Here is a 12,343-nt window from a genome sequence, read left to right as displayed (position 1 = left end):
GGAAAATATAAAATCATGAATAAGATACATTATATATTAAAAGCGGCATTTCTGTTAGTAATAGGAAGCCACTTGGGTCAAGCGCAAACGCTTGATCCCGTTATCGAAAATCCAGATGTGGTAGGAATTAATAAGTTGGATGCACGTGCGACATTTTTTCCGTACAATTCTTTAGAATTGGCGAAGGAAGATGATGTTTCAAAAGCGGACAACTATATGTTGTTAAACGGCATCTGGCAGTTTAATTACAGTGATACTCCTGAAGTACGACCAACAGATTTCTATAAAGAAGATTTCGATACCTCAAACTGGAACACTATTAAAGTGCCTTCAAATTGGGAAGTGGAAGGCTTTGGAATTCCTATTTATGTGAATGCCACCTATCCGTTTCAGAAAGGCGAATTAAATCCACCAGAAATTCCAGATGGCGATAATCCTGTAGGTTCCTACAAAAGAACGTTTGAGGTTCCGAATGATTGGAACGGCAAAGATGTGTTCATCCATTTTGGAGCTGTTAAATCGGCTTTTTATATCTGGATCAACGGCAAGAAAGTAGGGTATAGCCAAGGTTCGAAATTACCGGCAGAATTTAATGTGACTAATTTTGTTAAGCCTGGCAAGAACAGCATCGCCTTGGAAGTGTACCGTTGGAGTGATGGCAGTTATTTGGAATGTCAAGATTTTTGGAGAATTTCAGGCATTGAGCGTGATGTATATTTATACGCAAGACCAAAAATTCAATTAGCCGATTATTTTGCGAAAGCCGGATTGGAAAACAATTATACCGATGGCGTTTTTGATCTGTCGGTGGATTTGAAAAGCATCGATTCTAAAAAGCAAAAAGGAAACATAGAAGTAGAGATAATTCGAGATAATCAATCGGTTTATAAATCATCTTCAGCTTATGAATTGGATCCGAATTCTGGAAAAACGTTCAGTTTCATAAAAACCATTCCGCAAGTAAAAACCTGGTCTGCTGAAATCCCAAATCTGTACCAATTAAACATTGTCATCAAAGACAGAAAAGGAAACGTAATTGAAGCGATTTCCAGAAAATTAGGATTTCGTACTTCTGAAGTAAAAGGCAGCAATTTCTTGGTCAATGGGAAACCAATATTAATCAAAGGCGTCAACCGTCACGAACATGATCCAAATACCGGACATGTCATTTCCCGCGAAGATATGCTTAGGGATATTCAAATCTTTAAGGAATATAACATCAATGCGGTAAGAACTGCGCATTATCCCAACGATCCCTATTTTTATGAACTATGTGATGAATATGGCATTTATGTGGTGGATGAAGCCAATATCGAATCACACGGAATGGGTTATGCCTTGGACAGGACTTTGGGCAATAATCCAGCTTGGTTAAAGGCGCATTTAGAGCGCATCAATCGTATGGTGGAACGCGATAAAAACCATCCGTCCATTATAATTTGGTCTTTAGGGAACGAAGCTGGAAACGGCTATAATTTTTATGAAGGCTATTTATCGGCTAAAAGAATCGACAATACCCGACCTGTACAACACGAACGTGCGGTTCATGAATGGAATACCGATTTGTACGTGCCAATGTATGAAACACCTGAAGATGCAGAGGCTTATGCCAAAAATGATAAACGGACCAAACCGTATATTCAATGTGAGTATGCACATGCTATGGGAAATAGTATGGGCGGTTTTAAAGAGTACTGGGATTTATATGAAAAATACGATAAACTACAAGGTGGATTTATCTGGGATTTCGTAGATCAAGGGCTTAGAATTGAACGAAATGGTAGAGAGATTTTTGCTTATGGCGGCGATTTCGGACCTGAAGGCACGCCAAGTGATAATAACTTTTTACTTAACGGATTGGTGCAAGCGGATAGAACACCAAATCCGCATATTTTAGAAGTAGCGCATATCCAACAGAATATTAAGTTTTACGAAAATGATCTTTCTAATGGGATGATAGACATCAAAAACTGGTATTTCTTTAGAGATTTGTCAAATTACAAATTGAATTGGGAGGTCATTGCTAATGGCGAGGTTGTAGAGTCAGGAACAATTGAAGAATTGGATTATGCTCCACAGGCTAAAAAAGCAATTAAAATTCCTTTTAAAACACAATTTAAAAACGGTGTTGAATATTTCTTGAACGTTTCTGCCATATTAAAAACTGATGAGCCTTTATTGAAAGCAGGTTATAGAATAGCTTATGAGCAATTTCAATTGCAAGAAGCTAAAGTTGGATTACCGGAAGCAGCCACGGCAGCAGTAAATTTTAAAACAAACGGTGATATGATTAACGTTACAGGAACCGACTTCGAATTGCTATTTAATCAAAAGGAAGGCACCTTAACCGATTACACCTTTAAAAACAAGAATTTAATAGAAAGCGGCCCCGTAGTGAACTTCTGGCGGGCGCCAACTGATAATGATTACGGTGCAGGAACTCAAAGAAGTTATAAAGAATGGAAAGATGCAGATACTTCAGGTAAGTTGACTACCGCTGTCAAACAACTGTCAAAGTCGCAAGTTGAAATCACGTTTACCAGAGATTTATTTGATGGTGATGCAAAGATTATTGAAACCTACTTAGTAGATGGAAATGGGGCGGTAAAAGTGACCAATGAATTGAAAGCTATTAAAGGGAAACATTCAGGTTTCTATAAGTTTGGAAATAAACTGGTCTTGCCAGAAGCCTATAAAAATATCACTTTTTACGGGAAAGGCCCTTTTGAGGCGTATACTGATAGACAGCATGCAGCTAAAGTAGGCTTGTACAAACAAACCATTGCAGAACAATATTTCGCATACTTACGTCCGCAAGAAAACGGAAACAAAATGGATGTACGTTGGGCGTCACTCACCAAGGAAGACGGCTCAGGAATAAAGTTTTTAAGTGAAACACCATTCTTCGTCCAGGCACTTAATTATAGAGAAGACGATTTACACAGTGGCGACCAAAGAAAACAAGAGCATGCTGGAGAAATCGATCCACGCAAAGAAGTGTTCGTCAATATTGATGGTTTCCAACAAGGTTTGGGAAGTATCAACAGCTGGGGAAGATTACCTTTGCCAGAATACATGCTGGCGTATAAAGACTATTCTTACTCGTATTGGATGGTACCTATTGAGAAATAAGAAATTAAAATAATGCTATAAAAAATACCATATCGACTTTATTGCAACATGCAGAAAGTCGATATTGGTTTTTATAAATCAAATGAAATGATAAAATATGGTCTTTTTTTAGCGGTGATTCTGCTCGTGTCTTGTAAAAATCAAGAACAGGAGATAAGGTCGGATGATTTGAATGGACCAATATCACTTGCGACTAATAAACCACAAACGCCCATTATGGGATGGTCCAGCTGGAATAATTTTCATGTGGATATTAATGAGGAGGTGATTAAAGCGCAAGCCGATTTTATGGTGTCTTCCGGGATGGCTGAAGTAGGCTATGCTTATGTCAATATTGACGATGGGTTTTTTGCTGGTCGTGATGATCATGGTGATTTGCTCGTCCATCCTGTACGATTTCCAAATGGTATGAAAGTGATTTCAGATTATATCCATTCTAAAGGCTTAAAAGCCGGAATTTACTCCGATGCGGGCATCAATACCTGTGCTTCCCACTGGGATAAAGATACGATAGGTGTAGGCTCAGGACTAATGGGTCACGATCGAAAGGATTTGAAACTGATGCTTAACGACTGGAACTACGATTTCATTAAAGTCGATTGGTGTGGTGGCGATTGGTTAGATCTCGATGAAGAAACACGCTACACCCAAATCGCCAATATTATAAAAGAGATCAAACCCCACACGGTTTTTAATATCTGTCGATGGGAATTTCCTGGTGAATGGGCGCTTCAAATTGCCGATTCCTGGCGAATTTCAGGCGATATTTCCAACGAATTTAGTTCCATTCTACACATCATCGATTTGAATGCCGATTTATGGAAATACGCTTCTCCGGGTCATGTCAATGATATGGATATGTTGCAAGTAGGAAGAGGAATGACTTATGAAGAAGATAAAACGCATTTTACCATGTGGTGCATGATGAACTCACCTCTTTTGGCAGGCAATGATTTGAGATATATGACTGATCAAACCATTGAAATTTTAACCAATAAAGAAATTATCGCACTCAATCAGGATCCTTTGGTTTATCAAGCACGCCGCTTGGATAAACGTGGCGATTTGGAAGTTTGGGCAAAACCATTGATTTCCACAATGAGTGGGAAAGTAGCGGTCACACTTTTGAACAGATCAGAAAAAGCAGCAACCATTTCTTTTGATTTGGATACGATAGGTTTGGATGCTTCAGAAAGTTATAGTTATCGCGATTTATGGGCAAAGAAGGATTTTGAAACCAGTACAAAGAAAACTTTAAGCTTTGAAGTGGCGCCACATGGTGTGGTTGTTTTAAAGCTTGACGGTGTTTCAAAACCGTTCAATATTTTTCAGAATAAATAATTAAATCGTCCATTGAGATGGCGCTCCTACGGAGCTCTATTCCCTATGCATATTTAAACTACAAATATTCCGCTCCGCTGGAGCTTAGAAATCCCATAGGGATGACATCTTTGTAGCCAATGTATAATTAGTAAAAATCAAGCCTCAGAGAGGCGACATCTTAAATGGGTTTTGAATTTAAACATCGATTGTTTAAGGTGCTCAGTGAAGGGCGCAGGAACGTATCGAGCAGCCGCCAATGGCGATGCAACTTGTAAAAAGATCAAAAACAAGAAAAATGCATATCTCAACTAAAAATTAAAAACAGATTATCGCATGAAATTAATTCAGATTTTAACATCTTTTATTTTAATAGTCTCCCTTTCTAGCTGTCAAGATAAAAAGGCAAATGATTCTGCTAAAACCGAAGTCCATCAAAAACCCAATATCATTTATATCCTTGCGGACGATTTAGGTTATGGCGATTTGGGCGTTTACGGACAGACCAAAATAGAAACGCCTAATATTGATGCCTTGGCTAAAGAAGGCCTGTTGTTTACCCAACATTATTCAGCATCGCCTGTGTGTGCGCCAGCTAGGGCTTCATTGTTAACGGGATTGCATGGCGGTCACGCCAGTATTAGAGGGAATGACGAATGGGAAGAACGCGGAAATGTTTGGAATTATCGCGCCATGATTGCAGATTCTACTTTGGAAGGACAACGCCCGATGCCTAAAAAAAGCGTCACAATCGCTCAATTATTGAAAAAAGCAGATTATAAAACTGCTATTGTTGGCAAATGGGGATTGGGAGCACCACAAACGGAGTCTATCCCAACAAGAATGGGCTTCGACTACTTTTTTGGATACAATTGCCAGCGTCAAGCACACACCTATACGCCGGTACATTTGTATGAAAACGAAAACCGTGTGTATTTAAATAATGATACCATTGCCCCACACGAAGGCTTGGCCAAAGGAAGTGATGCGTTTTCTTTAGAATCCTATGCTAAATACACACAGCCTGATTATAGCCCGTCCTTGATTTTTGATAAAATGATGGGTTTTATTGATGAAAATAAAAAGGATCCCTTCTTTGTGTATTGGGCAAGTCCAATCCCACACGTACCCTTGCAAGCGCCGCAAAAATGGATCGATTATTACGTCAAGAAATTTGGTGATGAAAAACCACATCATTTTATTGAGGACAAAGGCGCAGATTATTTTCCAACCCGATATCCACACGCGACCTATGCGGCGATGATTTCTTATTTGGATGAAAATGTTGGTAAGTTGGTCGCGTATTTAAAAGAAGAAGGTCTTTATGAAAATACGCTCATTGTATTTACCTCTGATAATGGACCTAGCTCAGCCGGTGGTGGTGACGCCGTTTGGTTTGATAGTGCTGCGCCATTTGATAGTAGTGATGGGAGAGGCAAAGGGTTTTTATACGAAGGTGGGATAAGAGTGCCCATGATTGCCACATGGCCTGCTAAAATAAAAGCTGGTTCGAAAACAGATCATATCTCTGCATTTTACGATGTGATGCCTACCTTAAATGAGATTGCCAATGTCCAAACCGACTATAAATCCGATGGTATTAGTTTTTATAACACGCTTACGAATACCGAAAAGCAAAAGGAACATGAATATCTTTATTGGGAGTTCGCGGGCTATAATGGACAAGTTGCGGTGAGAATGGGCAAATGGAAAATGATCTGGAAAAATATTAAAGACGGGAATAAGAACGTTGAGTTGTATGATTTGAATGCCGATATTCGAGAGGAACATAATATTATGGACCAACATCCAGAAATGCTCGAAAAATTCTTTGAGATTGTAAAAAAAGAACATCATACGCCAGAGAATGCATCTTTTGTGATTGATGGAGTGGAGGCGATTTTTGAATAGGGAGTAGAAAAAATTTCTATCGCGACCCTTGCAGAAAATCTTTGTATGCTTTGCGGTTGAAAAGTTGTGACACAGAGTTTCACAGAGGTTTCACAGAGGGTCACAGAGAGAAAAGGCTTTTGCATTCGGAATCTCAACATCCGAAAATATTTATGGATGATGGATACTATAAATAAAAATTGAATCGCTTATAACTTGTCTTTAGAAACCGAAAAGCATTAAATTAAAAATAAATTTTTATGACATATTTTAAACTCTTAATCATTGTTTTTGGCAGCTTACTGATGGTAAGTTGTAAGCAAGAAAAAGCTTCTGAAAAAACGGAACAGGCAACTTCTGAAAAACCCAACATCATTTTCATTATGTCTGATGATCATGCGTATCAGGCCATAAGTGCTTATGACAAGACCTTGATACACACGCCAAATATCGATAGGATTGCCAATGAAGGCATGTTGTTTACTAACGCCACGGTTACCAATTCCATTTGTGCACCGTCAAGAGCAGTGATCCTCACCGGAAAACACAGCCATATCAATGGTAAAATAGATAACTTAAGTGAATTTGATACCACCAATGTCACGTTCCCGCAGATCCTTCAGAAAGCAGGTTATCAAACAGCGATGTTTGGAAAATTGCACTTTGGAAATAATCCGAAAGGGTTTGATGAATTCAAAATTCTACCTGGCCAAGGGGAATATTACAATCCTAAATTTATTACCCAAAAAGGAGATACCATCATTGAGGGTTACGTGACCGACATCACTACCGATCTGACTTTGGATTGGATGAAAAACCGAAGGGATCCAAACAAACCGTTTATGTTAATGTATTTGCACAAAGCACCACATCGCGCCTGGTTGCCAAGTGAAAAGTATTATAAGGAATATACCCAGAAAACTTTTCCTTTGCCGGAAACCTTGTTCGATGATTATAAGACAAGAGGCACTGCTGCAAAAACTGCAGAAATGGGCATCTTAAAGCACATGTCGCTTATCAACGATAATAAATTAACTCCAGAAACGGTTAAGGAACTCGGTATTGAACAATGGAGCCAGCTCGGAGAAAGTTTATATGGTATGACTGTTGAACAACGCGCCAGTTGGGATGCTGTTTATGGTCCTATCAATGAGGATTTCAAAAAGCGCTATCCTACTATGAATGATTCCACGCTTACGGTATGGAAATATCAGCGCTACTTGCAAGACTATCTAGGGACGATTGCTTCTGTTGATGATAACGTAGGTCGTGTATTGGATTATTTGGATGATGAAAACCTTGCCGATAATACCATCGTTATTTATACCTCCGATCAGGGATTTTATTTGGGCGAGCACGGTTGGTTTGACAAGCGTTTTATGTACAACGAATCTTTTAAAACACCATTATTGATCAAATGGCCAAATAAAATTAGGCCAGGGATTACTGAAGATGAAATGGTTCAGAATCTGGATTTTGCTCAAACCTTTCTTGAAGTTGCCGGTGTTACAGCGCCAAAAGACATGCAAGGAGAGAGCTTGGTGCCGCTTTTAACGGGTAATAAAGCCGTTTGGGATCGAGATGCTGTCTACTATCATTATTACGAATATCCTGCCGAACACGCCGTGAAAAGGCATTATGGGATCGCTACGAAAGATTATAAGATCATCCATTTTTATCATGATGTCAACGAATGGGAATTGTATGACCGCAAAAAAGATCCAAGGGAAATTAACAATGTGATCAATGATCCAAAATATGCCAAGGTGGTTGCTGAAATGAAACAGAAACTTCAGGAAACAAGAGAGAAATATAAAGATTCGGAATCCTTGGATAAAAAATATATTGATCAGTACAACAAATAATAAAAAGATTTTTGGACTTCATTTTCAGTTGCAATGTGAAAATGGATTTACTAATCAGTGCCAAAACATGATTTTTTACGCTTGGATTTCATCGAAAGGAAATTAAAAAAAGCCGATTCCTTATGAATCGGCTTGGAATATAAAATATCATTATTTTTTATTTCTTTACAAGATTTCCACGGATTTCCCCTCCTGGAAATAATTCCGTATGAATATTTACATAGTAAAGTCCATTGTTTAAGTCAGCAATTTGGTCTTCTGTCAAAACGGGACTTGTAAAAGAAATTGGTGAGGCTAGAGATGTAAATGGAAATATAACTGAGCCATTTTCACCCGCAGCAGCTTTATGCACATGTCCCATGGTTGGAGTGGCAATATCATGGGTGACATTTAATGTGAAAATTTTTGTATCCTTATTAAATGTAAGTGTGGCAGTGCCCTTTGCCTCTGAACTATTTGCTGGAACTTCGTTGGCTCCGGATAGTGTTGTTTCATATACAACATTTGGATCTGGTGTGGTATTGTCATCATCATCACTACATGATGCCACGCCAATAATAATTGCTAAAATCGCAACGAATTTGAATATTTGTTTCATAATTTTCATAATTTTTAAGTTATACGTTTAAGAAAAGGATTTTCTTAATTGTTGTATAACAACGTTATTCAATAATAAATTGCGTGTAAATTTTATTTTAACGTTAGTTTAACCTTGTCTTTTGATCAAATTATGGGTGTAAGACGAGTAGATGATTTTTAAAACTCTTAGAGGTTAGGGGGCAGAATTATTGAAAAAATGTGGTAAATCTCACTACGGGTTAGGGATTAAATCTTCCATTTTGAGGGATGAGCCAAGTTTTTATTTGGAAACTTGTTTAGAGTTTTACAGTAGTAAGATTTTTAACGAATATCAAATTACTAATAATTGGTCATTAAGTTTATAAATCGAAAGTTTCTTTCATCATATATAATGATAGAAATGCATTTGAGAACTGCTTTAGCGATGAACCAAGAACCAGTCCATTATTGATAAGTAGTTGAACTCCTTTAACCTTTTGCTGTCTTCATCAAATATGAATTTCACTTCAAAAGAGTCGTTATCGATATAAGATGCAACATGATTTTCGTTTATTTCTAAAGGAAATAGTTTCGTAAAATCATCCAAGGCCATTCCTAAATGCACGCCATAATTTAATTGTATTCCGTTTGAATTCAATCTCATATAGGTAATACGTTCTACATATTTGTTTTTTAAAATCTCAATGACGTCCGTATTTGAAGATATTCTAATTATGGAATCTTGTTCTTTGTCAAAAGACGATCCATTTAGGATCACATAGCTGTTTGAAGTTGCCTTCGCAATAGAGTCGCTGTCAGAATTAAAATGTGGATTATCATTTAGAATATAGCTCTTATGGAATTTGATGTTGTTTAATCGCTGTTCGTTCGCGTTGGTATTAATAGTGATTGGCGATTCTAAAAACAGATCGAGTCTTTCCGTTTTAGTTAAAGAATGGTCTTGAAGTAAATTCCGATGGGGTGTTTTATCTTGACAAGAGATGATGATGCTTGATATAAAAACTAATAAAATGATTCGCTTCAATGGGTCGCAATTGATTGAAAAGTTTTTATTCAAGGTTGTTGCATTTTAACTATTGATGTCTCTAATATAGCCATAGTTTTAAAGCCCGCCTTATTTGATGAAAGTTTTTATAACCGAGTGGAAAATTACCTTAAGCTATTTTGAGTTTCGTGATTTTTGTTAAATTAGGATGCTCTCAAAAACAAAGGCAAAGCATTACTATTTGCTTTGCCTTTTGTTTAATATGAAATCCAAAGTGATTTATGACTTTACTACAACATCACAGTAAAATGTTCAAGTTTAGCTTCTGACATTTCCGATGAGGTGTTTACAAGTCTAATAAACTTAATCTCGCTATTCACAGTTGCTTTTACAGCGTCGTCTTTAACTTCTGTTTTTAAAGCAGTCCACTCTGCGCCATCGTTAGAAACTTCAAGAGAAATTTGCTCGTAAACTGTACTTGGAGAAAGTTTGTAGGCTATATTTTTCACATGTTCTATCTTTTGTAATTCAAATCCAAAATAAGATTGTGGCTCAAAACGAAGGATTTCCAATGGCGGATTTAACGCTAGTGTCCTATCTCTCAATGTGATCTGCTGATTTTTTAACTGCTCAACATTTGTAAATAATTGATGCGGGTTGTAATTGGACTCTACTTCAAGATTTTTATCAAATGTGTCATTATAAGCATTCACTACATGAGCAAATCCCTTATCAATCAATGGTGAAACTACTAAAGTCCCAGTTTTAACTCCAGGTTGGTAAGGATTTTGGTTTTCGGTACGGTCTATGGCATACATTTGAGCCTTCATGGCTTTGAGCGCTTGATAACTTCTTTCAAAACGCTCCGTTTGTTTATCTTCCAATGCCTTGTACATATGCAACATTGCAAGACCTGATTGTCCGAGAAGTTGGAACTGTTTTACCCACGGGCGGATTTCATCCAGAAGTACTGGATTATCCGTGCTATTCAATAAAATATAGGACGCTTCAACCATGGATTGAAATTCGTTTTGAATGGCTTCAAGATTATCAATCTGTTGATTTGCTTCAAGTTTTTGTAAAAACACAGTGGCTTTAGGTGCAAAGCTGACCGATTCATCACGTCTGTATTTATGGCCATTCGGACCCAAATCGCTGTTATGCCTTGCAAAAATTTCCAAAGCTTTATAGCTTTCAGGCATCACTACTTTTAAGGCTTCCAACCAGTTTTTTTCCGATTGGTATGCAGTCATGTTCCAAGCGTAATCGGCCACGCCATAAATAGCAATTTTCGATGCTTCGGCATGTTCCATCGGATTTGCAACAAAACCTGAAACGTCATCAGCGATATCTTTTGCATTGCCGTAGGTTGGACCTAAAAGCAGATGATTTCGCACATAATCGGACACAGGGAAATTCCACCATATAAATGCTTTTCGTTGTATTTTGGAGTTGATCCAATCCATCGTTTCTTGATCGATATCAGACACGACCGTATTGCCCGTCCACATAATCCTAATGGAAGGCTCCAATTCTTTTCCTAGAGTTTCTAAATACCCACCTTCAGGTTTTGACCAGCCTTTATTGTATTCGGTAGGACACATGATCAAAGGTTTGACATCGTCTTTTACTTTAACGAAGGCCTTGTGCAAATAATTTAATAAGTCTGCTTGTTGTTTTGGGTTGGTACCTTCTCCTGAAATGTCATCAAAAAACACGGCATAGGAACGGATGCCCAGATCGTACATCAATTCAAATTTATGGAGTAGGGCAGTGCGGTCTTCATCATTCCATTGGATGTCTTTTCCGGGATGAATGGCCCAGACAAAATCGACATGATTTTGCGCTGCTCGATCGATGAGTTTTTTAAGTTGAGTAGCTTCGTCTTCAGGATAGGGTTTTCTCCAATTTGGCGAGCTATGGTAAGGATCGTCTTTTGGTCCATAAATATACGTGTTCAATTTATTTTGGCCATAAAAATCGATTTGACGGATCCGGTGGTCAAAACTCCAAGGTGTTCCGTAAAAACCTTCTACAACGCCTCGCGCAACGACATCGGGATAATCTATAATTTCACCTTGAGGAAATTTATCTGATGCCAATAACGCTAATAAGGTCTTCACACCGTAAAAAGTGCCCCGCGCATCCCGACCAATAACCGTGATTTTTTTATTACTACTATTGATGAAATAGCCTTCTGCGTTTTGAGGTACTTTTCTTAGGAATTTTCGATGGAACCGATCATTGATGTCCCCAATGGTAATCGTAAAACCTTTGTTTGAAGTGTTCCCTTCATTAAAAAATCCAGAGAGTAGGTTTTGGGTCGCAAGGTCTACGTTTTTCAACTGTAACTTAAAATGAGTGGGCGTCTCTATATAATTAGAAATCACGGTTTGTTGAGGCGTAGGGTTAATGGCTAAGTTTTGTGCAAAACCAAAAAAGCACATCAAAAGGAATAATCCAGAAAGTGAAGCTTTCATTAAAATTGTGTTTGCTGTAAGTTTTTGTGTTTTAATCACGTTTTTATTGGGTATTAAAATGGTTCTTAAAATCATTTTAGAACCTTATTATG

General features: G+C 37.8%; 7 protein-coding genes. 4 read left to right on the top strand and 3 right to left on the bottom strand.

Translation table 11 applies throughout. The annotated features are described in order from the left end of the window. Positions 1-15: 15 nt before the first annotated feature. The 4 genes from ESZ48_RS10820 (at position 16) to ESZ48_RS10805 (ending at position 8,207) form a co-directional block, all read left to right on the top strand. Entirely contained in the window at positions 16-3,132 is a 3,117-nt protein-coding gene (locus tag ESZ48_RS10820; RefSeq protein ID WP_129017499.1) for a glycoside hydrolase family 2 TIM barrel-domain containing protein, read from the top strand. A gap of 48 nt (positions 3,133-3,180) precedes the next feature. After that, positions 3,181-4,473 (top strand): glycoside hydrolase family 27 protein, encoded by a 1,293-nt coding sequence (locus ESZ48_RS10815; RefSeq protein WP_223266419.1) that lies wholly within the window; start codon positions 3,181-3,183, stop codon positions 4,471-4,473. 315 nt (positions 4,474-4,788) lie between these two features. After that, positions 4,789-6,363, top strand: a complete 1,575-nt coding sequence (locus tag ESZ48_RS10810; protein WP_129017498.1) for an arylsulfatase — start codon at positions 4,789-4,791, stop codon at positions 6,361-6,363. Positions 6,364-6,602: 239 nt separating this feature from the next. After that, on the top strand, positions 6,603-8,207 hold the full coding sequence (locus ESZ48_RS10805) for a sulfatase family protein (protein ID WP_129017497.1): 1,605 nt from the start codon (positions 6,603-6,605) through the stop codon (positions 8,205-8,207). A 157-nt stretch (positions 8,208-8,364) separates the two neighbouring features. On the opposite strand, the gene ESZ48_RS10800 is transcribed toward ESZ48_RS10805, so the two are convergent. From ESZ48_RS10800 to ESZ48_RS10790, 3 genes are all read right to left on the bottom strand, one after another. Continuing rightward, a complete protein-coding gene (locus ESZ48_RS10800) occupies positions 8,365-8,805 on the bottom strand; it encodes a CHRD domain-containing protein (RefSeq protein WP_190246237.1) in 441 nt (146 codons plus the stop codon). A 399-nt stretch (positions 8,806-9,204) separates the two neighbouring features. After that, positions 9,205-9,843, bottom strand: coding sequence for a hypothetical protein (locus tag ESZ48_RS10795; RefSeq protein WP_129017495.1), 639 nt, complete (start codon positions 9,841-9,843; stop codon positions 9,205-9,207). 218 nt (positions 9,844-10,061) lie between these two features. Next, on the bottom strand, positions 10,062-12,326 hold the full coding sequence (locus ESZ48_RS10790; protein ID WP_129017494.1) for a beta-N-acetylglucosaminidase: 2,265 nt from the start codon (positions 12,324-12,326) through the stop codon (positions 10,062-10,064). Positions 12,327-12,343 lie beyond the last annotated feature (17 nt).

The organism is Gelidibacter gilvus (genome assembly GCF_004115975.1).
GTDB classification, from domain to species: Bacteria; Bacteroidota; Bacteroidia; order Flavobacteriales; family Flavobacteriaceae; genus Gelidibacter; species Gelidibacter gilvus.
Note: the sequence above shows the minus strand (reverse complement) of the source record. Positions and strands in the feature narration are given on the sequence as shown.

Excerpts from the sequence above, each read along its gene's own strand:
- ESZ48_RS10820 (WP_129017499.1), top strand. The coding sequence starts at position 16 with ATGAATAAGATACATTATATATTAAAAGCGGCATTTCTGTTAGTAATA.
- ESZ48_RS10815 (WP_223266419.1), top strand. The coding sequence starts at position 3,181 with ATGCAGAAAGTCGATATTGGTTTTTATAAATCAAATGAAATGATAAAA.
- ESZ48_RS10810 (WP_129017498.1), top strand. The coding sequence starts at position 4,789 with ATGAAATTAATTCAGATTTTAACATCTTTTATTTTAATAGTCTCCCTT.
- ESZ48_RS10805 (WP_129017497.1), top strand. The coding sequence starts at position 6,603 with ATGACATATTTTAAACTCTTAATCATTGTTTTTGGCAGCTTACTGATG.
- ESZ48_RS10800 (WP_190246237.1), bottom strand. The coding sequence starts at position 8,805 with ATGAAACAAATATTCAAATTCGTTGCGATTTTAGCAATTATTATTGGC.
- ESZ48_RS10790 (WP_129017494.1), bottom strand. The coding sequence starts at position 12,326 with ATGATTTTAAGAACCATTTTAATACCCAATAAAAACGTGATTAAAACA.